The 22,412-nt window shown below is 69.9% G+C and carries 21 protein-coding genes and 1 pseudogene; 14 read left to right on the top strand and 8 right to left on the bottom strand.

Features of this window, described 5'->3' with window-relative positions; translation table 11 throughout:
* Window positions 1-208: 208 nt before the first annotated feature.
* Entirely contained in the window at window positions 209-2,581 is a 2,373-nt protein-coding gene (locus ACZ44S_RS23740; protein WP_466932198.1) for a wHTH domain-containing protein, read from the bottom strand.
* Between the two features lie 40 nt (window positions 2,582-2,621).
* The gene (locus ACZ44S_RS23735; RefSeq protein WP_466932196.1) at window positions 2,622-3,563 is read right to left on the bottom strand and encodes an STM4015 family protein; all 942 of its coding nucleotides are present in this window, start codon (window positions 3,561-3,563) and stop codon (window positions 2,622-2,624) included.
* Window positions 3,564-3,811: 248 nt separating this feature from the next.
* Between ACZ44S_RS23735 and ACZ44S_RS23730 the strand changes: the two are divergent.
* From ACZ44S_RS23730 to ACZ44S_RS23705, 6 genes and pseudogenes are all read left to right on the top strand, one after another.
* Window positions 3,812-4,270 (top strand): annotated as a pseudogene (locus ACZ44S_RS23730) (IS701 family transposase); the annotation flags it as partial.
* 332 nt (window positions 4,271-4,602) lie between these two features.
* Window positions 4,603-4,842, top strand: coding sequence for a hypothetical protein (locus tag ACZ44S_RS23725; RefSeq protein ID WP_466932194.1), 240 nt, complete (start codon window positions 4,603-4,605; stop codon window positions 4,840-4,842).
* On the top strand, window positions 4,839-5,612 hold the full coding sequence (locus tag ACZ44S_RS23720) for an ABC transporter ATP-binding protein (protein WP_466932192.1): 774 nt from the start codon (window positions 4,839-4,841) through the stop codon (window positions 5,610-5,612). Before ACZ44S_RS23725 ends, ACZ44S_RS23720 begins: the two co-directional genes overlap by 4 nt.
* A gap of 3 nt (window positions 5,613-5,615) precedes the next feature.
* Window positions 5,616-8,159 (top strand): ABC transporter permease, encoded by a 2,544-nt coding sequence (locus ACZ44S_RS23715; RefSeq protein ID WP_466932190.1) that lies wholly within the window; start codon window positions 5,616-5,618, stop codon window positions 8,157-8,159.
* 70 nt (window positions 8,160-8,229) lie between these two features.
* Entirely contained in the window at window positions 8,230-8,403 is a 174-nt protein-coding gene (locus ACZ44S_RS23710) for a hypothetical protein (protein ID WP_466932188.1), read from the top strand.
* 235 nt (window positions 8,404-8,638) lie between these two features.
* Entirely contained in the window at window positions 8,639-8,998 is a 360-nt protein-coding gene (locus tag ACZ44S_RS23705; protein WP_466932186.1) for a DoxX family protein, read from the top strand.
* A 343-nt stretch (window positions 8,999-9,341) separates the two neighbouring features.
* Here ACZ44S_RS23705 and ACZ44S_RS23700 read toward each other — a convergent pair whose 3' ends face one another.
* The gene (locus ACZ44S_RS23700) at window positions 9,342-9,923 is read right to left on the bottom strand and encodes a sigma-70 family RNA polymerase sigma factor (RefSeq protein WP_466932184.1); all 582 of its coding nucleotides are present in this window, start codon (window positions 9,921-9,923) and stop codon (window positions 9,342-9,344) included.
* 259 nt (window positions 9,924-10,182) lie between these two features.
* Between ACZ44S_RS23700 and ACZ44S_RS23695 the strand changes: the two genes are divergently transcribed.
* Both ACZ44S_RS23695 and ACZ44S_RS23690 read left to right on the top strand, forming a co-directional pair.
* Entirely contained in the window at window positions 10,183-10,899 is a 717-nt protein-coding gene (locus ACZ44S_RS23695; RefSeq protein ID WP_466932182.1) for a hypothetical protein, read from the top strand.
* Between the two features lie 58 nt (window positions 10,900-10,957).
* On the top strand, window positions 10,958-11,866 hold the full coding sequence (locus tag ACZ44S_RS23690; protein WP_466932180.1) for a LysR family transcriptional regulator: 909 nt from the start codon (window positions 10,958-10,960) through the stop codon (window positions 11,864-11,866).
* On the opposite strand, the gene cuyB is transcribed toward ACZ44S_RS23690, so the two are convergent.
* Both cuyB and cuyA read right to left on the bottom strand, forming a co-directional pair.
* The gene (gene cuyB, locus ACZ44S_RS23685; protein ID WP_466932178.1) at window positions 11,867-12,604 is read right to left on the bottom strand and encodes a cysteate racemase; all 738 of its coding nucleotides are present in this window, start codon (window positions 12,602-12,604) and stop codon (window positions 11,867-11,869) included.
* A complete protein-coding gene (gene cuyA / locus ACZ44S_RS23680; RefSeq protein ID WP_466932176.1) occupies window positions 12,601-13,608 on the bottom strand; it encodes a D-cysteate sulfo-lyase in 1,008 nt (335 codons plus the stop codon). The genes cuyB and cuyA overlap by 4 nt, the downstream gene beginning before the upstream one ends.
* A 185-nt stretch (window positions 13,609-13,793) precedes the next feature.
* Between cuyA and ACZ44S_RS23675 the strand changes: the two genes are divergently transcribed.
* The 6 genes from ACZ44S_RS23675 to ACZ44S_RS23650 all read left to right on the top strand — a co-directional run bounded on the left by ACZ44S_RS23675 (window position 13,794) and on the right by ACZ44S_RS23650 (window position 19,757).
* Complete coding sequence (locus tag ACZ44S_RS23675) at window positions 13,794-15,152, top strand: dicarboxylate/amino acid:cation symporter (protein ID WP_466932174.1); 1,359 nt, start codon at window positions 13,794-13,796, stop codon at window positions 15,150-15,152.
* 379 nt (window positions 15,153-15,531) lie between these two features.
* A complete protein-coding gene (locus ACZ44S_RS23670) occupies window positions 15,532-16,113 on the top strand; it encodes a sigma-70 family RNA polymerase sigma factor (protein ID WP_466932139.1) in 582 nt (193 codons plus the stop codon).
* Window positions 16,098-16,790 (top strand): hypothetical protein, encoded by a 693-nt coding sequence (locus ACZ44S_RS23665; protein WP_466932137.1) that lies wholly within the window; start codon window positions 16,098-16,100, stop codon window positions 16,788-16,790. The genes ACZ44S_RS23670 and ACZ44S_RS23665 overlap by 16 nt, the downstream gene beginning before the upstream one ends.
* Window positions 16,791-16,904: 114 nt before the next feature.
* Window positions 16,905-18,452 carry a YncE family protein gene (locus ACZ44S_RS23660; protein WP_466932135.1) on the top strand — a complete coding sequence of 516 codons (1,548 nt, stop codon included), beginning with the start codon at window positions 16,905-16,907 and terminating at the stop codon, window positions 18,450-18,452.
* Window positions 18,453-18,481: 29 nt separating this feature from the next.
* Window positions 18,482-19,213: a DUF1775 domain-containing protein gene (locus ACZ44S_RS23655; protein WP_466932133.1), complete on the top strand. Its 732-nt coding sequence runs from the start codon at window positions 18,482-18,484 to the stop codon at window positions 19,211-19,213.
* A 169-nt stretch (window positions 19,214-19,382) separates the two neighbouring features.
* The gene (locus ACZ44S_RS23650; protein ID WP_466932131.1) at window positions 19,383-19,757 is read left to right on the top strand and encodes an ATP-binding protein; all 375 of its coding nucleotides are present in this window, start codon (window positions 19,383-19,385) and stop codon (window positions 19,755-19,757) included.
* A gap of 31 nt (window positions 19,758-19,788) precedes the next feature.
* Here ACZ44S_RS23650 and ACZ44S_RS23645 read toward each other — a convergent pair whose 3' ends face one another.
* The 3 genes from ACZ44S_RS23645 to ACZ44S_RS23635 form a co-directional block, all read right to left on the bottom strand.
* Window positions 19,789-20,454: a DUF6461 domain-containing protein gene (locus tag ACZ44S_RS23645; RefSeq protein ID WP_466932130.1), complete on the bottom strand. Its 666-nt coding sequence runs from the start codon at window positions 20,452-20,454 to the stop codon at window positions 19,789-19,791.
* Window positions 20,455-20,517: 63 nt separating this feature from the next.
* The gene (locus ACZ44S_RS23640) at window positions 20,518-21,174 is read right to left on the bottom strand and encodes a response regulator (protein ID WP_037940961.1); all 657 of its coding nucleotides are present in this window, start codon (window positions 21,172-21,174) and stop codon (window positions 20,518-20,520) included.
* Window positions 21,162-22,367 (bottom strand): sensor histidine kinase, encoded by a 1,206-nt coding sequence (locus tag ACZ44S_RS23635; RefSeq protein ID WP_466932129.1) that lies wholly within the window; start codon window positions 22,365-22,367, stop codon window positions 21,162-21,164. Before ACZ44S_RS23635 ends, ACZ44S_RS23640 begins: the two co-directional genes overlap by 13 nt.
* Window positions 22,368-22,412 lie beyond the last annotated feature (45 nt).

Below are 22,412 nucleotides of genomic sequence, written 5' to 3'. Positions count from 1 at the left end.
GTGGTCACAGTGCCTCTCTGCGCAAGTACTTCCCCCCGGCACCAGGCCCATCCGGAGGATCATGAACCATGCTTCCGGATCGCTGGCAACTCACGCATGACGTAGACCATTTTCTCGACCGGGCCGGAGTGACCCTCCAGACAGGACGGTAAAGCGACTACGTACCTGACGATGAGTCCCGCACCCCGCCCGGGACAACTCGATTCCGTCATGCGGACCCGGCTCCCACGGACCGGACGGACCGGGACGGACGGGGAGCCGGGCGCCGGGTCGGGTATTCGAGGTCCGGGACCTCGATGCCCAGCTCGCGCAACCGTGCGGCCACCTCGGCCGGGCTCCTGCCCGTCCTGCTCGCCACGGCCAGGACCGTCGCGGCGTCCGTGGACTCGCAGATCTCGGGCATGGCCTCCTGCAGGTCGCGGTCGCACTCGTCGAGCACGGGCGGCACGCCGGGGTCGTGGCCGAGCAGCCGCAGGCGTCCCCCGATCTCCTGGGGGCTACGGCCAGTGGCCCGCGCGGCACCCAGCACGTGCTTCCACGACGGGGTTCCTCCCCAGGGGATCCAGGGCGCGCGGGCGTCCAGGTTCCCGCTGAGCAGGAGGATGTCGTCCTCCTCGAAGCCGCCCGCGTCAGGCATCCGGTGCTTGAGGCAGCCGAGTTCCCCGCGACGGTCGTTGATGTCCTCCGGGGTGCGGCCGAGGACCTTCGCGATGAGCAGGACGTGCCCCAGGCCCGAATTCCACTCCAAGGGTGTGCGGCCGTCGGCGTTCTCACTGAAGATCACCGCGTCGTCGGAGTGCGGGGTGTACTCCAGTGTGTAGCCGAGAGCGACCAGCCGGGCCGCGATGCCGTGCGGGTTCACTCCCACGACGTGGGCGGCGCAGAGGACGTGGTGCGCCGTCACACCGGTCAACGGCAGGAAGGGCTTCCCCGGTTGGGCGTCTTCGCTGATCATGGCCAGGTCACCGGGATGCGCCGTCTCCGGCAGCGGGCCGGGAACGTCGCGGAACCCGAGCGCGCGAAGCCGCCGCACGATCTCGGCCGGTCCGGTGCCCTCGGCGTGCGCCCGCTGCACGATGTGCGGGACGGGGACGGCTTCGTCCGGTGCCAGCCAGCCCGTACCGGTGCCGGTGCTGATCAGGTCGGCGTCGCGCCCCGTGACGGACTCGGGCAGTGGACCGTCCGGGAGGACGACGTCGGTGTAGCCCAGCTCCCGGTAGCGGTCCGCAATCTCGCGCGGGCCGGTGCCCGAGGCGGCCGCGGCCCGCACGATACGGCCGTAGGGCACGGAGTCCCTCATGATCGGAGCACTGCCGTCTCCCCGCTCACTGACGATCCGGAGGTCTTCCTCGGTGACGTGCCGGTCGGGGAGGTCGGGGAGACGGGTGTAGCCGAGCTCCGTCAGCCGGGCCAGGACCCGCGCGGTGCTCGTCCCCCGGGCATGCGCGCAGTACAGGACGTGCCCGACCGGCACCGGGTCCGTACGCGAGAGCCAGGGCTCGGCCCCTGCGAGGGACCGGCCGCTGATGAGCGCGAAGTCGCTCTCCGACACCTCGGCGGGAAACTCCTCTTCGGGGATGCGGAAACCGAGCAGCCGCAGACGGTCCGCGATCTCGGCGGGTGCCCGCCCGGTCCCGGCGCCGACCGCGACGAGGTGGGCGAACCACGCGGGGTCGTCCTGTGTGAGCCAGCACCGCTGCCCGTCCCACTCGTATCCGGAGAGCTCCACGTCCTCGCGCGTCACGCGTATCACGGAACCGGCCGACGGGCCCTCGGGGAGCCGGCGGTACCCGAGCCGGTCGAGCCGGGTGATGACCTCGTCCGGGTCCCGGTCGTGGGCCTGGGCGAAGCGCAGGACGTGGTGGAGCGGTACGGGCTCGTCCGGGCTCGCCAGCCAGGGCTTGCGCCCGTCCAGGTCCTGGCTGACCAGCACCACGTCGGCAGCGGTGACCTCCATCACTCCCGGGGCGACCTGATAGCCCAGGCGAATGAAACGCTCGCCCGCCGAGACGATCTCGGACGCCATCCAGCGCGGGTACTCGACCGCGCGCCCCTTGGGCCGGAGGGTGTCCAGGACATGGGCGATCGGTACGGGGGTGTCGTCCGCGATCCAGCGTCCGATCCCACCCTTACTCCGGTCCCTGATCAGCCTCTCGTCGCCGCCCGGCACCACTTCTGCCGGAAAGGTGTCGGGTGCGGGCACCGGGAAGCCCAGTTCGGCGAGCCGGGCGGCGATCCCGGCGGGCTGCCGCCCCAGCCGCAGGGCCGCCGACAGGACGTGGCCCCTGAGGAAGGCGGTGGCCTCGGCCCCGATCCAGGGCCGGGCGCCGTCAGCGTCGCGGCTGATCAGCTTCACGTCGTCGTCCGTGACCGAGGCCAGCTGCGCGGGGGTGGGAACCCGGTACCCCAGCTCGGCGAGCCGGGAGCTGGTCGCGTGATGATCACCGTGCGGCCCCGCCGCACGCAGGACGTGGCACAAGGTCACGGGTTCTTCGGGGTCCAGCCAAGGGGCCTCGCAGTTCAGTTCCCGGCTGACGATGCGCCGGTCGTCGAGGTCGAGGGAGTTCGGGTCGCTCGGCACGGTGTCCTCTCGCGGAAGGAGCGGGCGGGGAAGGGAAGGTTCACACGGAGGCGGTGATGCGGCGGCCGCCTCTGTGGTACTCGTCCGCCACTTCTTCCTCGAACTGTTCGGACAGGTCCACCCGTACGCCCACCGGTTCGAGGGCGTCCCAGACCCGCAGCATCATGGCGTCGCTGAGATAGTGATGATGCAGGTCGAGATAGCGCAGGTGACTGAGCGGCTGCCCGCCCAGCAGGGCCGCGGCACCCTCGTCGCCGAGCGCACCCATCGACAGCCTGAGGGATTCGAGCCGGGCCACGACCGGGGCCTGCGCCACGGCGGCGGCTATCTCGTCCTGGAACTGACTGTTCTGCACACCCAGATGGCGCAGGGAGGGCAGCCGCTCCCCGGCGAGCAGCGGCTGGAGGTCCTCCACCGTCGCGTCGCAGCCGTAGTCCGCGTCGCCCAGCCACAGCTCCAGGTACTCCAGGGACGGCAGGTCGGACGCGCCCACGTTGCGCACGACCGAGGCGGGCAGCCCGCCGCTCTCGAAGCGCAGGGTGCGCAGCCCTTCGTGACGGATGACGGGGAACTCCACGTCGTTGCTGCCGCGTATGCCGAGCTCCCGCAGCCGGGGGTACGCCTCCAGGACGGGGGCGACATCGCCGTGCTCCAGCAAGGAGATGTCGCACTCGTCGACGTCGACGTCGGCGAGGAACAGCGCCTCCAGACGGGTGAACCGGTGGCGCAGTTCGACGAGGTCCTCGAACTGTTGGGGGGCGCTGGCATCGAAGCCGTAGTAAGGGCTGCCGATGAGGAGCGCGCGGACCTCCTCCAGCGGCACGGTCTCGAGGAAGCGGTTCCAGTAGTCGTCCTCGTCCTCGTCCTGGTCACTCATCTCGACCCGGACGCGCCACGCCACGGACGCGGGATCGTCCGGCAGCGGACGGCCGGAGGACGCCTCCGGGAAGTCCAGGACCGGAAGTCCGTGGAATTGGTCCAAGTGGTCTCTTTCGCGCGGGTGTTGGGGTACGCCAGCCAGCAACTCCATATATTCCTTGATTTTTGTGACGGATGGGACTCGCACCGTTTAGTATTCCAGTCTGGCTTCGCGAGCTTGTGGCGGACCCGGCTGGGAATGGGTACGGCCACCGCGTGATTATCGGTTGGTGTGTGGACAAACGAAGATCGTGCGGTGGCCGCGGGCCATAGCGCAGACCCTGCTCGCTGGCGGGTGTGTTCGACCAGGTCATGGCGCGTATCGCCGGGCGGTCCGGCCGAGTTGAGCCTCGGGCCACGGCCCGCGCCTACTTGCTCGGGCTGCTGTCGGCTACCGGAGCGGAAGAACTGCTGGCAACTGGCTGAACAGGCCGGTCACGCCCGGCCCGGGCCGATGCAGCGCCTGCAGCGCCTGCTGCGCCATGCCCGCTGGGATGCCGACGCCGTCCGTGACGACGTCCGCGCTACGTTGTGGACCACCTCGGCGACGACGGCGTTCTCATCGTGGACGAGACCGGCTTCGTGAAGAAAGGCAGCATGTCGGCGGGGGTGCAACGCCAGTACACCGGCACAGCCGGCCGGATCGACAACTCCCAGGTCGGCGTGTTCTTCGCCTACGCCACTGAGCGGGGACGCGCGCTGATCGACCGACGGCTCTACCTGCCCGAGCGGTCCTGGTGCTCCGATCCCGAGCGCCGCCACGCTGCCGGGGGGCCAATCTCGGTCAGGGGGTGGAGAAGGCCGTGAACACCCATCGCTTCCGCCTGGCCGAACCACCTGCGGAACCCGCAGACACTCCCGACCGAGACCCCGGCGCCCAACGCAACCGCGCACCGGCTACCTGCTGCCCCCCATCCTCGGCATTGGAGCCGTCGGACCTCCCGGAGCACGTTGAGGCATGCGGTGCGGCGACCCCCTGTGCCCAGAGAGAAGGCGTGGACGGTACAGCCTGCTGTACCTCCGGTCCGGCGGCCCGGGGGATCGGCCCGGGAGACGCCGGTCCGTAGCGTCGGTGTCCTCGCACACACAGGGGAATGGTTCACATGTCGCACACGGATCCCTACAGTCTCACCGCGGCCGACAGTCAGGAGGGGACTCCGGACCGGTCCAGCAGCACAGGCGCGGTCCGCGTTCTGCTCTGGGTGGTTCTCGTCGTCAGCGTGCTCGGCAACACCGTGGCCTCGTTCGCCGGGGCCGGTCTGGGGGTGCACCTGGCCGCCGGCGGGGTCACCGCGCTGTGCGCCACTGTGCTGGTCGTGCTCCGCCTGCGGAGCGGCAGATGAGCGCCTGGGGTCTCGGCCGTCGCACCGCCGTCCGCGCGGAACCAGTCGAGAGGGCTCCGGCCGTCGCCGTGTCCCAGGTCAGCAAGGTGTATCCGGGCGGCGTGCGGGCTCTGGACAATGTGTCGCTGACGGTGTGGCCGGGTACTTTCGTCGCCGTGATGGGGCCCTCGGGCTCCGGCAAGAGCACCATGATGCACTGTGCGGCAGGGCTGGACTCGCCCACGTCGGGCAGCGTCCGTATCGATGGCCGTGAGATCGCCGGTCTGGACGAGACCCGTCGCACCGAGCTACGGCGTGACCACGTCGGGTTCGTGTTCCAGGCGTACAACCTGATTCCGTCACTGACTCTCGAGGACAACATCACCTTGCCGCTGCGCCTGGCGGGCCGCAGCCCGGACCGGCAATGGATGCACGCGCTGGTCGAACGGGTCGGTATCTCCGGCTGTCTCGGCCGTCGGCCGGCCGAGCTCTCGGGAGGCCAGCAGCAACGGGCGGCGGTTGTACGGGCATTGGTGTCCAAGCCCGCGGTGGTTTTCGCCGATGAGCCGACCGGGGCGCTGGATCTGCACAGTGCTCACCAGATTCTGCAGCTGCTGAGAGGCCTCGTCGAGGAGTTCCACCAGACCGTGGTGATGGTCACCCACGATCCGGCGGCCGCGGCCTGGGCCCATCACGCGGTGGTGATGGCGGACGGCAAGGTGATCGACGCCCTGGAGGCCCCGACCGCCGCCCGGCTCGCCGACCGCCTCATCGCGCTGGGAGGGCGCTGACTCATGCTGCATCTTGCTCTGCGGATGGCGGCACACAGATTCACCGCGCTGCTCGCCGTGGCCTGCGCGGTGCTCGGCGGCGCCGCTCTGCTCACCGGGACAGGCGTACTGGCCGAGTCGGGCCTGCGGTCCCAGCTGCCGCCCGGTCGGCTCGGCGGCGCGGATGTGGTCGTGGCGGCCGACCAGGAGTTCCATCCGAGTGGGGACCTGCCGGTCGCGCTCCCGGAGCGTGCCACGGTCCCGGCCGATCTTGTCGGCCGGCTGAGCAGGGTGAAGGGGGTCACCGCGGCGGTCGGTGACATTGGGTTCCCAGCCGCGCTCATCGATGCGCGCGGCCGCGTGCTGCCGGCCGAGGATCCGCGGACCTTCGGTCACGGCTGGTCGTCGACCACGCTGCTGCCGGAACCACGCATCGAGGGTCATCCGCCGTCCGTGACTGATGAGGTCGCGGTACCGGCCTCGGCCGGGGTACGGGTGGGGGACCGGATCCGGGTTGCCGCGGGTACGGGGGAGCCGTCCTCCTACCGTGTGTCCGCGGTCGTGGATGCGCCTGAGGCGGGGGTCTATTTCGCGGACGGCACCGCGCGGCGGTTGTCCGGCCGGGAGGGCACGGCCGGCGGCAGGGGCGGGTCCCGGGCGGGCACGGTGGACTTGATCGGTCTGCGCGTCGCGCCCGGAGCCGGGGAGCCGGTGGCGGCGGCGGTCCGGGATCAGGTGGCGGGCACGGGACTGAAGGTACTCACCGGAGCGGACCGCGGTACGGCTGTGGCCCCTGGAGTGAGTGCGGCGCGCTCGCTGTTGATTCTGTTGGCGGGCTCGCTCGCCGGGATCCTGCTGATGATCGTCGGGTTCGTCACGGCGGGCGCGCTGGGCGTGTCGATCGCCGGGCAGCGCCGTGATCTGGCGCTGATGCGCGCGGTCGGTACGACGCCGAAGCAGATCCGCCGTCTCGCCGCATGTCAGGCCACCGTGGTCGCGGTCGTGTCGGCCGTGCCGGGCATCGGCCTCGGCTACCTGCTGGCGAGGCAGTTCGCGCAGGCGCTCGTCGACCGAGCGGTTCTGCCACCCGGACTTCCCCTCACCTTCGGTCCGCTGCCCGCCCTGGTCACCATGGTTCTGATGCTGGCGGTGGTGCAGGTGTCGGCCCGGGGCGCGGCCTGGCGCACCTCCACATTGCCGGCCACCGAGGCGGTGGCCGAGTCGCGCAGCGAGCCCCGTGCCCCGTCCCGTGCCCGGACGCTGACTGGTCTGCTGCTGATCGCGGCCGCGACGGCGTCGGCGGTCACTCCGCTGCTGGTCCGGACCGCGCTAGGCGCCACGTCCACGTCGATTGCGGGCATCATGGCCGCGATCGGCCTGGCCCTGTCCGGGCCGGCGCTGGTCAAGGGCGCGGGCGGGGCGGCGCTGCGGCGCATGCGGCCAGGCGCCCTCGCTCCGAGCTGGCTGGCGGTGGTCGGCATGCGCGCCTGCGCCCTCCGGTTCGCCGGGGTCATCAGTCCGCCGGCCATGGGGGTCGTCTTCGTGCTGACGTATACCTTCACGCAGACCACGGTGCTCGCCGCGACCCAGCAGGACATCCGGGTCGGCACCCTCGCTCAGCACACACTGAGCGCGCCGCAGCTCGGCGGACTTCCCCCGGACACGGCGTCGGCCGTGCGGCGGTTGCCGGGCGTGGAGGCTGCGGAACCCGTCACCACCACGACCGCGGTGTGGCAGTACAAGGAGTTCGGCGAGACGACGACCGAGTCGGCGTCCGCGATGATCCTTTCCCCGGGCGGGGCCGGGGTGTACGACCTCGACGTGCGGGACGGGGACCTGGCGCGTCTGAAGGGCGCCACGGTCGCTGTGAGCAGTGAGGCCGCTGGCTCACGCGATGCCGGGCTGGGACGGCGAGTGGAGCTGATCCTCGGGGACGGCGTACGTGTGACGGCCCGGGTCGTCGCCGTATACGACCGCGGCCTCGGCTTCGGCCCGTTGGTCCTTTCCCAGGACCTGGCGGCGGGGCACACCACGGTGCCCGCGCCGCAGAGCATACTCGTACGGACCGACGGCAGCGCCGCCGCCGAGGAGCGGCTCGCCGCGCTGGTCGGCAAACACCCCGGTGTGGTCCTGTCGGACACCGACCCCGGGCCCGGCACCGGGCAGGACACCCCGCCCGAGGTGTGGATCAATCTGGCCGTCATCGTCGTCCTGCTCGCCTACCTGCTGCTCAGCATCGCCAACAAACTGGTCGCGTCCACCGATCAGCGGCGCACCGAGATCGCCGCACTCCGCCTGGTGGGTATGACACCCGGTCAGGTCCGGGCGATGATGCGCCGTGAGGCGGCGGCGATCGCCGCGACAGCCTGCGGAGCCGGACTGGTGCTGTCGGTGGTGCCGCTGGCCCTGCTGGGGCAAGGATTCCTCGGCCGTCCCTGGCCGTCCGGTCCCGTCTGGCTGCTGCCGGTCACCGTCCTCGTCGTCACCCTGACGGCCTTCCTCACCATCGAACTCCCCACGCGCAAGGCCCTGCGCACCCCGCCCGCAGAAGCCCTCCGCACGCCGTGAACGCGCGGCAGCCATGCCGGGCGGCGCGGCGACGGCACGTCCCGCGCGTGGCCGGCCCGACGACGGCCCTGTGACCGACGCCGGCGGCGCGGCGCGTACACGGATCGAGGGCGAAACAAAAGTATTGCGCCGTGCGGTGGGCGCCGGCCGCACCGCCTCGCTCGACACGCCGAATGACGACGCCCGCAGGATCGGCGTGCTCGCCGACGTCCACCCCGATCACCACGCGGCGCGATCGGCCTGACGTACGTCCTGCGCGGCCTGGGCCGAGCGGGTTTGGCCCCTGGTGGCGATCCGGGCCTCACCGTACGGGCACCGGTGCGTTCGTCCGACCGTCCATCGCCACGCTACGCACGCATGTTCAGAGGCGCGGGTCACCGTGTACCCGATGTGAACCACGGTCGTCTCCTCACCGTTCCCGCGATGACGGGTCCCGGTGACAGCACCGGGCATCACGGCGAGGAGAGGGACTCATCCCAGTGAGCATTGCGTTGACGGCGGTCGCCGCGGTCTGCGGAGCGTTTTTCCTGGTCAGCGGCTTGGGGCACATCGTGGGCCGGGGAGTGCCCCGCACGCCGGCTGCCGCATGCGGCTTCTCCCGGGCCGCATGCCGGGGGATCGGCGTCCTGGAACTGCTGGGCGGCGCGGGCTTGTCGTCCGCGTACTTCGTCACCGCGTCCGCGGTCGTCGCCGCCGGGGGCCTGTTCCTGCTCACCGCCGCGGCGTTCACGTACCACGACAGCCACGAGCAGCGCGGGCTGCGCCTGTGGGCGCCCCTGGTGACGGCCACGATCATGCTCTGCTTGTTCGTGGGCCTTCCCCTGAGCAGCGTGAGCTGAACCTGGCCGGCACACCGAAGTGACCAGCTTCCCTGTACCGGCCAGGCGTCCGGCCGCGGCGTCCGTACCTCGGCCCCACACCTCGGTTCGTCCGCCGCAGTCGGTCAGCGCCGGCTGGGTGGGCCGGCGGATACGGACCCCGACAGGTGCGGAGTGAACCTGCCGGGGCCGTTCCACGTGCAGCCGGGGGAAGTACCGCGCGTGGCGTGTGTGGGCTGGAAGCCGTCCATCCCGGTGGTGGAGGGAGGAGTACGCGGGCGCCCACACTCGGCACAACGACCGAAGCCGCGGTCCGGTTCACCTGCGATGCCGGCGAAATTCCGCCTCCGGCCCGGTCGTGGTCTCACGCCTCGGTCATTCCCCGGCCCTCCAGCACCTTGCGCAGAGCTCGCAGGGCGTAGAAAGCGCGGCTCTTGACCGTGCCGGGCGGGATGCCCAGGTGCTCGGCAGTCTGTGCCACGCTGCACTCCAGGCAGTACAGGAGCCTGATCACGGTCCGCTGCTGCTCGTTGAGGTCCTGCAGCGCGTTGAGTACCACGTGGAGGGTGAGCGCGTGGTCGGAGCTCTCCCAGGTGGTGTCGAGGTCCTCGATCGGCACCAGTTCCAGAGGGCGCAGGCCGCAGGAGCGGTGATGGTCGGTGACCAGGTTCCTGACCACGGTGAAGAGCCACGGCCTCAGGTGCTCACGATGGCTTCTCAGGAAGGTGGCGTGCTTCCAGGCGCGCGCCGCCGTCTCCTGGAGGATGTCCTCGGCCTTGTGCCAGTCGCCCCCCAGCAGCCGTGCCGCGTATCGCAGGAGCAGGGGGCCGTGCCGGTCGTAGATCGTCTGGATGAGGGCGTGGTGGTCATCGTGGGGTGCGTAGTGCCGGGTTGATATCAGGCTCGGAGCGAGACTGATGCCTTCCGTCTTGGTGGTCCCCGTCATGGATGGTGCCCAATCGCTGTCCGCCGGTGGTCATGTGGCGTGTTCCCGTGCTGGGGCAGGGGAGCGTGATCAATACTCTCCGCAAACCATTGGTCAAACGTTGTCGTTCGTTTGTCGTGGATGCGCGTCCGTCCTCGACCTGACCAGGTATGACGAGCGTCTGAAACGCTGACAGGGGCCGAGGGGCCAAGCGTGGCGCGGACATGAGCGACACTCTGTCGCCAGGATCGATCCCTTCGGCTGTTTCCGGTGGTCTGCCATGTCACCACTCGATGTCGTCACCTCGTCCACTGGCCGGGTGCTCACGGAACCTGCCCGGCACCAGATCGTCGGCCCGGTCCTCTCCCTGCGCAGAACGGAGACCGCCCGTCTGCTGCGCAGGATGCGGCGCTATCACGTCATGCCGGCCTTCTCCTACCCCTGGGGTTCGGAACAGGCGTACCTGGAGCTGCTGGGCGATGTGTGTCCCCTGGTGGTCCTGCACGTGCCGAACGAGGTGAGAGACGGCGATGTGGAGTCGAAAGTGAGGGTGCTGAGCAACTTCGGAGCTGTGATCGTGCTGACCTCCGGCCCCACCGACCCGGCGCGTCTTCTGCTGGCGGGAGCGGTCAATGTCCTGCCCCACGACCTGTCACCCCCGGAACTGGCCGGCAGGCTCGTCGCCGAACGCCGTTGGCTCACGCTGTCCCGCTCCGGCAGCGACCGACGTGTCGCCTGGAAATTGCGTCGCTTACCGGAAGTGCAGCAGACGTCCCAGCGAGTGCTGCTCCATCTGCTGTCCTCAGCGTCGCGCCCGCTGTGCTGCCACGACCTGTGTCTCCTCCTCGGTGGCGCGGACACACCTCTGAGGAGGCGCGCACTGCAGGCGCGCATCAGACGCCTGGACGACCGCCTGGCGCAGCACGGGATGTTCCTGCGCAGGACCGCCGAATGGGGGCGGACGACCTTCAGGGGCATCCACGACCGGCACCGGTGAAAGGAAGAGGGCGAGCAAGGTCACCTGCCATCGGTCATGGCACCGCTAAAATCCGACCGTGGTGGACATCGGCTGGCTCGAAAGCTTCCTGGCACTCGTCGAGCACGGCAGTTTCACACGTGCCGCGGAGGCGCAGCACGTGAGCCAGCCTGCCTTCAGCCGCCGGATCCGCGCCCTCGAGATCTGGTTCGGCGAGCCGTTGGTGGACCGCTCGACCTATCCCGTAAGCCTGACACCGGCGGGCGTCAAGGTCCGCGCCGGAGCGATCGAGACGGTGGCCGCCATCAGTGCGGTGCGTGATGAGATCCGCGGACGGCAGCGGACACCGAGAGGAGCCGTACGGGTCGCGGTGACCCACACGCTGGCCACCACGTTCTTCGCCCAATGGTGGGCGAGCTGCAGCGATCAGGGACCGGTGCCGTGTGTCCTGCTGCCGTCCAACACGCTCGATGCCTATGACGCCTTGCTCCACGGCGGCTGCGACCTGCTGCTCGCCTACGCGGATCCGGCTCTGCCGCTCAGTATTCCGGTGGCCGACGTGGAGTGGATGGTGCTGGCGGAGGATGTCCTCGCTCCGTACACGTCGGTCACCGGCCAGCAGCCGGACTTCTCGTTGCCCGGCACCGCCGCACAGCCTGTACCCATGGTCACCCACAGCCAGGGCGCGTTTCTCGGCCGGGTGACCGAGCGCATCCTCGCTGAGCGGGACCTCCACCTCCTGCCCATCGCGCAGAGCGACTTCACCTCGGGGCTGGCAGCTCTCATCGGCGCGGGTCTGGGCATCGGCTGGCTGCCCGGGCGTCTGGTGACCTCGCAACTCGCCGACGGCACACTGCAGCAGGTGGGTGACTCGTCGCTGACGGCGCGCATCGAGATCCGGCTGTACCGTGTGCCGTCCGACAAGGTGCCCGCCCGCGCGGCGGGCATCTGGCACCGTGCCGCCAGACTCGCGGCGGACGGCTCCTGACTATCCGGCCTCCGGGAGGCCCTCCGCCGGATACGGGCCCAGGCACTCCCGGACCACCGCGTCGGCCAGCAGATCGGTGGGATCGAGCAGGGGAGCCCCTCGCGATGCGGAGAGAAACCGGGCCGCCAGCGGGAGCTCGGTGCACGCCAGAACGATCAGCCGCCCCTCGGTACCCGCCATGGCGCGCACCGCCTTGTCCAGGTGCACACCGGCTGCCTCCGGGTCGCCCTGCTTGACCTTCTTGATGGCGAGATCCACCTGCACCTGCGTGGACTCTCCCGGCAGAGCCACGCCGAACCCCGCTTCCCGCAGCCGGTCCTGGTAAAGGCCGGAGGCGATCGTCCCGCGGGTACCGAGCAGTCCGACGCTGCTCATCGCCCCGGCCCGCCGCTCGAGTTCCGCCACTGTCTCGGCGACCATGTCGAGGAACCGCAATCCCGAGTCCTTGACGAGGGCCGGCAGGAAGACGTGCGCGGTGTGGCACGGCATCACCGCCAGGGTCACGCCGAGATCGCGCAGCCGGTTCGCTCCGCTCAACATCGCCGGATAGGGGTCGATGCCGGTGCCGATCACGGCCCCGACACGGTCGGGGACGGTCGGGTCGGCCCAGATCGCGACCCGGAGGTGGTCCTGGTCGCGGGTCACCCGGGTCCGGCCGATGAGCTTGGTGTAGAACTCGGCGGTGGCGGCCGGGCCCATCCCGCCCAGAATGCCCACCAGGTGGTCGTGTGTGCTCACGGCGTCTGGAACGTGGACCGGTAGCCGAACAGGGCCGCGCTTCCTCCGGTGTGCAGGAAGACGACGTTGTCGTCGGGGGCGAAGCGGCCGTCGGCTATGTTACCGATCAGTCCGGCGAATCCCTTGCCCGAGTACACGGGGTCGAGCAGGATGCCCTCGCAGGCGGCAACGAGGCGGACCGCTTCGGTCATGGTGTCCGTCGGGACGCCGTATCCACCGCCGACCCAGCGGTCGTCGACCAGAATGTCCTCCCGCTTGACGGCGCCCTCGGCACCGATGAGAGCCGCCGTGCGCTCGGCGAGACCGAACACGGCATCTATCTGGGCTTGTTCGGGCTGGCGCACACTGATGCCGAGCACCTTGGCCGGACTGTGCATCGCACGGAGTCCCGCAACGAGGCCCGCCTGCGTACCCGTGCTCCCCGTCCCGTGCACGACCCAGTCGACGGGGACGGGCGCCGCCTCGAGCTCTTGGGCGCACTGGACGTAGCCCACCGCACCCAGCGGGTTGGACCCGCCGCCGGGAATCACGTAGGGCCGCCTCCCCTCCGCGCGCAGCTCGTCGGCCAGCAGCTCCATGGCTTCCTGCATGTCGGTCCCTGCAGGTACGCGGTCGACGATCTCGGCCCCGAGCAGCTCGTCCAGGAGGACGTTGCCGGAGAGCTCGTACTCCTCGTCCCGCGTCTGGCGCTTTTCCAGGAACAGCTTGCATTCCATGCCGGCGCGGGCGGCCGCCGCAGCGGTCTGCCGGGCGTGGTTCGACTGGGTCGCCCCTTGCGTGATGAGCACGTCGGCCCCCTGCCGGGCCGCCTCACCCACCAGGAACTCCAGCTTGCGTGTCTTGTTGCCGCCGGTCGCCAGCCCCGTGCAGTCGTCCCGCTTGATCCACAGTTCCGGCACCGAGGTGTAGCTCTGCCGCAGATGGGTGGTCAGCTGCTCCATCGGTTCGAGGGCGGTCGGGAAATGACCCAGTGGAAAGCGAGCGAAACGTGCCGTCTGAACCATGGAATGCTCCCCATCAGGTTGCAGTGGATGAATGTTCCAGAAGGTAGAGCCCTCGGGAAGCGCTGTCCAATGTCGGTTCCGTCAGGGGTCATGCACAGACTGCATGGATATTTCTCCGTGCTTGACCTGGGCCGCTTCGGCGAGCCAAATGACACGTCACCGGCAAGGGAAAGGACCTGTCACTCATGTCGAATGTGCAACCTGCTGCCGCGGCGAACGCCGGCCGCGTCGAGCACCGCAGACGAAAGTTCTCGATGCCCCCTCTGGGCGTGCAGGTGCTGATCGCGCTCGTGGTCGGTGCCCTGCTCGGTCTGGTGGCGCCGGCGTTCGGCGACCAGCTGAAGATCGTCGGGGATGCGTTCATCAGGCTGATCAAGATGACCATCGTGCCGTTGATCTTTCCGCTCATCGTTGTGTCCATAGCGCGGCTGGAGTCGGCGAAGACGGTGGGTCGCATGGCGACCAAGGCGATTCTCTACTTCGAAATCGTCACGACGGCCATTCTCGCGGTCACCCTCTTCGTGGCCTTCTACTCCGGCATCGGGAAGGACGCGAACCTTGGATCAGTCGACCCCGCCGAGACGGCGGGCATCGGGAGAGACATCGATCTGAAGGAACTCTTCCTGCACATCATTCCCGAAAACGTCTTTGCGTCGGCCGGCGAGGGGGAGCTGCTGGCCATTCTGTTCTTCGCCGTATTTCTCGGGATGGCGCTGACCAAGATCGGAGACAAGGCCAAACCAGTGGTTGCCGTCTTCGACGCCGTCGCCGACGCCATGTTCCAGATGATCACCTGGATCATCAAGCTGACCCCGCTGGCCGTCGTCGCCTTCGTCGCGTACAACACGGCCCACTACGGCTGGGACCTGGTGCTGAAGCTGGCGGTGTTCGTCGTCGTCTTCTACGCCGCCGTGCTCGTGGTGCTCGTCGTGCTGTTCCCGGTCATCGCCATCATCTTCCGGGTTCCGTACGTGCCGATGCTGCGCGCGGTCGGGGACCTGCTGTTCCTGGCGTTCGTGACGCGCAGTGCCGAGGTCGTACTGGCACCCCTGATCGAACGGCTCGACAAGTTCGGTGTGGACCGGAAGGTGTCCTCGTTCACGCTGCCTCTCGGCTACTCCTTCAACGCCGACGGCGCCACGATGTACGAAGGACTGGCTGTCGTCTTCCTCGCGCACGCCTACGGCGTCGAGCTGACGATCCCGCGCCTGCTGACCGCGCTACTGGTACTGATGCTGCTGACCAAGGGCATCGCGGGCGTGCCGTCCGCCTCGATCGTCGTCCTGTTCTCGGCCGGCGCGGTGATCGGACTACCCGCGGAGGGCATCGCCATTCTGCTGGCCATCGACTTCGTGGTCGACATGGCACGGACCGCTTTGAACGTCACGGGCAACTCGCTCGCCGCCATGGTGATCGCGAAGTCGGAGGGTCAATTCGTACACCGGGCCAAGACCAGCCCCGCCGCCCCTGCCGGGGAACCCGCTGCCCCCGAACTCGCCGGAAAGCCCACCGCCGCCGACATCGGTGGACGCAGCGACGCCTGACGAGGACCGAACGCGCTGACCGAGCGTCCCGGTGCACCTCAGGGACGACAGCCCTGGACCGGCACCACGCCATACATCAGGGCGGCCGGTGTGTCCCGCGCCCGATGCCTGTGATCCAGTCGCATCGGAACCGCCGTACCCCCATTCTGTGATCGTGACCGTGCCCGTGCCACCGCCACCGCGGTGCTCGGGCCGTCGCCATGACCCGGCACCCCCGCCCACGGGGAGCTGACCAGGTGTCTTTCGGCAGCACCGACGAAGTTTCCCCTCCTTTCAACATGAGTGGTGAGGCCTGCGTATCCCCTGATGACCACATCGTCTCCGGAAATGGAAAGCACCATGGTGTTCTGGCGCGGATCGGATGTGGACGGCCGTGTCGGTGAGCGGTAGTCCGGTGAGATGGCTGCGCGACCGGTTCGCGTCGAAAGAGGCCGAGCCGACCGCACTGAGGACGGAACGCGAGGTACAGGCCGCCTACGACCTCTACGGTGGAGAACTCTTCGGGTTCGCGTACAAGGCACTGGACGACCGTCAGCTCGCCGAGGACGTGGTCCAGGAGACCTTCGTCCGTGCGTGGAAGTCGCCCCGGGGCTTCGATCCGGGCCAGGGCAGCATGCGCACGTGGCTGTTCGCCATCGCCCGGAACGGAGTGGTGGACGCCCTGCGTCGGCGCAAGGTCCGGGAGGGAACCGGCTACTCCTCGTGGGACGCCGTGTCCGAGTCGTCCCCGGCGTTCGACCCCGTCGATCAGCTTCTCGAGCGGATTCAGCTCGGAGAGGCGTTGGAGCGGCTGAGCCCGCAGCACCGGGAGGCAGTGGTGGAGGTGTACTTCGGCGGCCGTACCTGCGCGGAGCTGGGTGAGGAGCTGGGGGTCCCGGCCTCCACGATGCGCAGCCGCCTCTACTACGGCGTGCGCGCGCTGCGACTCGTCCTGGAGGAGAACGGGTGGCTGGCACCATGAACAAGGAATGCATCCCCTTCCGTCCGCTGCTGACCGAGCACCTGCTTCTCGGGACACCACTACCGGAGGACCTGGCCCGCCATGTGGACCAGTGCCCGGAGTGCACTCGCGAGGCCGCCGAGCTCGAGGACGTGGTCCGCACCCTGCGACGGGTCGACCCGTTCGCCGACTGGACAGGCGCACGGGGTTCCACTTCCCCGGCGCGGCCCTCGAAGGACCTCGGCGACCGCATCCGCCAGGTCGTGGCCGATCCGAAGCCGGTCCGGCCCAGGTTCCGGCGTCGCGTCGCCCTGGGCGTGGCCGCCGCTTTCGTCACCGCGGCCGCGACGGTCGTCCCCCTCACCCTGGACCAGGACCAGCCGGCTCCCGCCACGGCGGTGGTGCTGGTCCGCGAGGGATCGATGATCGACCATCCGTGGGGCACCGAGGTACCGGTGGCCCTGTCGGGCCTCAAGAAGGGTGAGACGTACCGGATGGTGACCGTCAACGCCGACGGCACGCGTGTCCCGGGCGGCAGTGTGCGCGCCGATTCCGGGGAGCAGGTGTCCACCCGCATGGTCACCGCCATGCGCAAGGACACGATCACCGCTCTGATCGTCGAGGACGGGGACGGACACGTGGTGAGCCACGTTCGCGTCGTGCCTTCTCCGTCCCCCTCCCCGTCCCGGCCGGCCTGACGGCCCGGACACACGAACTCCCTGACGCCGCAATTTCCCAAGTGGTCAGACGGTCCGTCGCCCCCGCAGGCGCGGTGGCCCCCCCTGCCCGAAAACAGACAATGGAGCAAGTACATGCCTACTGTGCGTCGTGCCACATGGATGCTGATCGCCGCGCTGGGGGTCGGAGGCGGAGGGCTCGCGGCCACGTCCATCGCGCAGGCCAGCCCGGAAACCACGGCCGCCGAGGCCAGTGCCGCCCCCAAGCAGCGCCCGGTTCCGATCACGGGCCGGGACCGGATCTACACGGCCGACCAGACCTCCAACACGGTGTCGGTGATCGACCCCTCCACCAACAAGACCCTGGGCACGATCGCCCTGGGCGATCAGCGGGTGGGCAGCACCTTCAGCCCGCAGTACAGCGGTGACTCCGGAGTGCACGGTCTGGCGTACTCGCCCGATCACCGGAGGCTGGCCGTGGTGAGCGTCACCAGCAACACCGTCCACATGGTCGACACCAGGACCAACAAGGTCCTCAACACCACCGACGTCGGCCGCGCCGCCCACGAGGGCAGCTTCACCGCCAACGGCAAGCAGTTCTGGGTCGCCAACCGGGGCCGCGACACGATCTCGGTCGTCGACGTCGAGCGCGGAGGCGTCATCGCTACGGTGCGCGTCGGTGAAGGGCCGTCGAAGGTGCTGATGAGCCCCGACGGCAGGTACGCGTACGTCAACTTCACCAGCAAGGCCGAAGTCAGCGTCATCGACGTGCGCACCCGCAAGATCAAGGAGCGCATCACCGGTCTCGGCGCCACCTTCTCCTCCGACCAGGCCATCTCCGCCGACGGCAAGCGCATCTGGGTCTCCCACAAGCGCGACGGCAAGATCACCGTGGTGGACCTCAAGCACAGGAAGGTGGTCACCGTCCTCAACACAGGACCCGACACCAACCACCCGCAGTTCATCGAGAACAGCAAGGGGAAGTTCGTCTACCTGACCATGGGAGGGCTGGACGAGACCTGGGTCTACAAGCGGACCAGCGGTGCTCCCGAACTCATCACCAAGATCAAGAACAAGGGGCACGCACCGCACGGTGCGTGGGGCAGCGGTGACGGCTCCCGCCTGTACGTCGGCCTGGAGAAGTCCGATGCGGTGGACGTCATCGACACCCGCACCAACAAGGTGATCGACACCATCGCGACGGGCCAGGAACCGCAGGCCATCGTCTACGCCCCGAGGGCCACCGACCGTGCCGGCAGCGCCCCGGGCCTCGGCCGGCAGGGTCTCGGCCAGCAGGCGTACAACGTGCCGACCACGCTGCCGAACGGCAGCCGCGGTGACACCCTCGACCCGGTCAAGGGCCGTGTCCTGGAGGCCACCGTCCGCCCGGTGGCCGGACTGGACATGATCCAGCTCCAGGCGCGGGGCCTTCAGCCGGACACCGTCTACCAGGCCTACTCCGTGGCCGCCGACGGCAAGAAGACCGTGCTGCGTTCGTTCCCCACCGACAAGGGTGGCAAGACACCCATGGCGCTCTCCTTCGGCGCCTTCAACGGCGAGAGCATCGCCATCGAGGTCAAGGGCGAGGTGACCCCCGTCCAGAAGGCGAACTTCGCCGCGCAGGCCAGCGGACACGGCCACTCGGTCAAGGCCACCGACCTTCTGTACTGCGACTGCTGCTGACCTGTTCCTTAACCGGAAGGACGTGAACCATGCCCCGCCGCATTCGACGGCACATCGCCTCCCTGGTCACCGTGGCCGCCGGTGCGGCGGGCGCAGTTCTGCTCGCGTCCGGCATCGCGGCAGCCCATGTCTCGGTGACCGGTGACGTCATCCCCGGAAAACCCGCCACGCTCGAGTTCCGCGTCCCCAGCGAGCTCGCCGACGCCAGCACGATCCGCGTCGCCGTCATCGTCCCCCCGGAGCTCGAGGTCACCGACGTACCGACGGTGGAGGGCTGGATTGGGAAGAAGGTGGCCGGGCCCGCCGACGAGGGCACTCAGCTGCTCTGGACGGCGAAGCCCGGCTACGACATCCCGCCCAAGGAAAGCGGGACCTTCACGGTGAAGGTGGGCCCCGTACCCGACCGGTACTCCCTCGACTTCCCCTCCGAGCAGACCTACTCCAACGGCACGATCGCCGCGTGGAACCAGCCGGCGACCGGCAGTGAGGACCCGGAGTTCCCCCTGCCGGTGCTCACCGTCAACCCGGAGGCGGATCCCCCGGCCCGGCCGGCAACCGGTTCCTCACCGTCGGTTGCGACGGACGGGGCGGAGACGGCCCCCGAGCCGTCCGTCGCGGCCACGCCGACACCGTCGGCCGCCGCCGAGGAGGGGGGTTCGTCCCTCGGAATCGTCGTCGGGATCGGCGCGGCGGCCGCGGTGGGCGGGGCGGGCGGTGCCGTCCTGCTGCAGCGTCGCAGAAGCCGGAGTGTGTCCTCCTAGACCCGCATCGGCCCTCACCCTGGTACCGCACTCTCCGCCCGGAACACTCGGCCACGGTTTTGCCCCGACTCCCCGACAAGGCAACCCGATGTCCCACACAGCACTTCTCCCTCGTCACGATGAAGTCGCTCGCCTTCCTGGTACGGCGCCGCGGGTAGCCGGCGTGGCCATGATGGCGCACGAGCGCGGTGTCCGCGACGCACGACGCTTCACCGCCGCCGTCCTGGCCCGCTGGGGAATCCACGGTGAGGAGGCCGACGCAGCGGTGCTCATCGTGAGCGAGCTGACCACCAACGCCGTGCAGCACGGGGGCTCCGATCTCACGATGACGCTGGCACTCGTCGGGAACACCCTGCGGGTCGACGTCACGGACTACGGCGGGCCCGACCCGCGACCCAAACCGGCCGAGGCCGACGAGTGCGGGAGGGGTCTGGACATCGTCGGCTGCCTCGCCTCCCGGACCGAGACGGTCCGGGAGGTGTGGGGACTGCGGGTGAGCGCGGAGGTCGGCATCAGGGGATCCGGCCGGCCGGTGCGGTTCTGACAGCCTCGCGCATCCTGTCGAGCAGTCGGGATCAGCAGCCGAGTGGCCTCGTGGGCACCGCCGCTGCCAGCAGTGGCACACGGCGCAGGTCTTCGGAGGTGCGGGGCAGGCCCCCGAGAGCGCAGACGGCGCGCATGCAGATGCTGTAGTCGGGTTCGTCGGACGACTCCCGGTAGTCCGCTTCGAAGATGCCGGCCTCCTGGAATGCCGTGCGCAGTTCCTCCGGCATCCCGGAGAGGCCCCCCGGGAGCACGAGGTCGTCGACGTCGACATGGCGGAGCATCGCTCCGTTGACTGCGTAGTCGAGGCTGGCATCTGCGTTCACGGTGTACACGCTCGTGGCCGCCGTCCGGCCGTCGCGGGACAGTGCGGCCGCGCGGTCCCAGGTCGCCCCGGAGTCGTCATACACGAAGGTCCACGCACCGGCGCTGCCGGCCATCAGCGTGGCTGAGGGCCATTCCGTGCCGAGGACGGTTTTGGGCAGCGAGGTGAACGCATTGGGCTTGGCGGAGGGGTCGGGCAGCACACACGGACGGATCTCGTGTGGTGGGGCGCCCAGTGCCTCCAGCGCGGCCGCTGGGTCAAGGCCACGGACCACGTGCAGGCTGTGATGGGGATCCTCTGCGGCCACATCCGTGATCCATATGGGCGTTCCCTCGGAGTCGAGGGTGCCCACCGGGAATCCAGGCGTCGGCATGTGCGGGTCTTTTCCTTGTCGTCGGTTGTGCGGAACTGCTCCGTGATTCACCTCTTACGGGTGTCAGGGGCGGCGGGCGTTCTCCAGGTAGTGCAGGACGGCGGCGACCCGGCGGTCGACCTGCTGGGTGGGTGCCAGGTCCAGCTTGGCGAAGATGTTGCGGATGTGTTTGTGGACGGCGCCGTCGGTGACGACGAGCCGCCCGGCGATGGCGCTGTTGCCCAGCCCCTCGGCCATCAGACCGAGTACGTCCCGCTCACGCGGGCTGAGGCGTTCCAGCCGGGTGTCCTGGCGTGAGCGGGTGAACAGCTGGGCGACGACTTCGGGGTCGATGGCGGTACCGCCGTCCGCCACCCTGCGCAGGGCGTCGAGGAACTCCTCCACCCGTCCGACCCGCTCCTTGAGCAGATAGCCGAGGCCGCCGACCCCGCCGGTGAGCAGATCGGTGGCGAAGCTCTGCTCGACGTAGGCGGACAGCACCAGGACGGCGAGCCCGGGGTGGCGGCGGCGGGCCTCGACGGCGGCGCGGATGCCCTCGTCGGTGTGGGTGGGCGGCATCCGTACGTCGAGGATGGCGACGTCGGGCCGGTGGGTGTCGATGGCGTCGAGGACGTCGTCGGCGGTGCCCACCTTGGCGACCACGTCCAGCGACTCGGCGCGCAGCAGCAGGGCCAGTCCCTCGCGCAGCAACGGGTCGTCCTCGGCCATCACGATCCGCATGGAAGGTCCACCTCGAGAAGGGTCGGTCCGCCGTGCGGACTGGTCAGGCGCAGCACACCGTCGTGTGCCGCGATACGGCGGCGGATGCCGGCCAGGCCGGAACCGCCCGTCTCGTCGGCGCCGCCCCGGCCGTCGTCCTCGACGCGCAGCAGGAGCCGGCCGCCCCGGCTGCGCACGGTGACGGTGGCCCGGGTGGCGCCGCTGTGCTTGGCGATGTTGGTGAGCGCCTCGGCCACCACGAAATAGGCGGTCGCCTCGACCGACGCCGCACACCGCTCCGGCAGCTCGACATCGGTCCGGCACGGAACCGCGCAGTTCGCCGCGAGACCCGAGAGTGCTCCGGTCAGCCCGCGGTCGGCGAGCACGGGCGGCAGGATGCCGCGCGCGACGGCTCTCAGCTCCGCCAGTGCCTGCTCGGCGGCGGACTGGGCGCGCTCCAGGACCTCGTCGGCACCGGCGGGGTCACGGGCCACCATGCGGCGGGCCGCGCCGAGCAGCACGGTGACGGTGACGAGGCGGTTCTGCGTGCCGTCGTGCAGGGAGCGCTCGATCCGCCGCAGCTCGACGGCGTGGGCGTCCAGCGCGGCGGCCCGCGTCGCGGTCAGCTCGGCCACCCGCAGCGACAGGTCGGTGTCCGGCCCGGCCGCCAGGAGGCGCAAGGCGGGCCGCGCCTGCAGGCGTGCCATGCCCGGCCCCAGGCCGAGGATGATGGCGATCCAGCCCACCCCGAGCAGGGACACCACGGACGCCTCCGCCCAGGAATCCGCGGTCCCGAAACCCAGCGAGGTGCTGGTGGAATCCTCCGGTGCGAACGGCCACAGCAGCGGGAAGGCGGTGTCGCGGACCGCCACGACCGGCAGCAGCAGTCCGAGCAGGCCGAGCAGCAGACCGAAGGTGGCGTGCACCAGCAACCAGCGCGTCTCGCGGCGGGTGGTGGCATCGGCCAGAGCGGGCCGCAGCCGGGTGGGCGGTGGTTCCGGGGGCACGATGTCGAGACCGTGACGGGCGAGCCGTGTGCGTTCCCGGCCGGCGAGTGCGTGCAGCCCTCGTAGCACGGCCGGGGCGAGCAGCAGTCCCACGCCTGCCAGACTGGCCGCCGCCGTCAGCACGAGGCAGCCGAGGCCGACCAGGGCGAGTACGGCCGTGCCGAGACCGCCCACGAGTTGCCCGAGCGCGGCCAGCGCGGCGGACACGGAACCGGCGACGGTCTCCCTGAAAGGCTCTCTTGCACCGGGCCC

Source organism: Streptomyces malachitofuscus, from assembly GCF_055571035.1.
The sequence above is the reverse complement of the archived record's forward strand: the minus strand, read 5'-3'. Positions and strand labels throughout refer to the sequence as shown.

Excerpts from the sequence above, each read along its gene's own strand:
- ACZ44S_RS23655 (WP_466932133.1), top strand. The coding sequence starts at position 18,482 with ATGCCCCGCCGCATTCGACGGCACATCGCCTCCCTGGTCACCGTGGCC.
- ACZ44S_RS23660 (WP_466932135.1), top strand. The coding sequence starts at position 16,905 with ATGCCTACTGTGCGTCGTGCCACATGGATGCTGATCGCCGCGCTGGGG.
- ACZ44S_RS23695 (WP_466932182.1), top strand. The coding sequence starts at position 10,183 with ATGTCACCACTCGATGTCGTCACCTCGTCCACTGGCCGGGTGCTCACG.
- ACZ44S_RS23640 (WP_037940961.1), bottom strand. The coding sequence starts at position 21,174 with ATGCGGATCGTGATGGCCGAGGACGACCCGTTGCTGCGCGAGGGACTG.
- ACZ44S_RS23700 (WP_466932184.1), bottom strand. The coding sequence starts at position 9,923 with ATGACGGGGACCACCAAGACGGAAGGCATCAGTCTCGCTCCGAGCCTG.
- ACZ44S_RS23645 (WP_466932130.1), bottom strand. The coding sequence starts at position 20,454 with ATGCCGACGCCTGGATTCCCGGTGGGCACCCTCGACTCCGAGGGAACG.
- ACZ44S_RS23720 (WP_466932192.1), top strand. The coding sequence starts at position 4,839 with ATGAGCGCCTGGGGTCTCGGCCGTCGCACCGCCGTCCGCGCGGAACCA.
- ACZ44S_RS23650 (WP_466932131.1), top strand. The coding sequence starts at position 19,383 with ATGATGGCGCACGAGCGCGGTGTCCGCGACGCACGACGCTTCACCGCC.
- cuyA (WP_466932176.1), bottom strand. The coding sequence starts at position 13,608 with ATGGTTCAGACGGCACGTTTCGCTCGCTTTCCACTGGGTCATTTCCCG.
- ACZ44S_RS23715 (WP_466932190.1), top strand. The coding sequence starts at position 5,616 with ATGCTGCATCTTGCTCTGCGGATGGCGGCACACAGATTCACCGCGCTG.
- ACZ44S_RS23725 (WP_466932194.1), top strand. The coding sequence starts at position 4,603 with ATGTCGCACACGGATCCCTACAGTCTCACCGCGGCCGACAGTCAGGAG.
- ACZ44S_RS23675 (WP_466932174.1), top strand. The coding sequence starts at position 13,794 with ATGTCGAATGTGCAACCTGCTGCCGCGGCGAACGCCGGCCGCGTCGAG.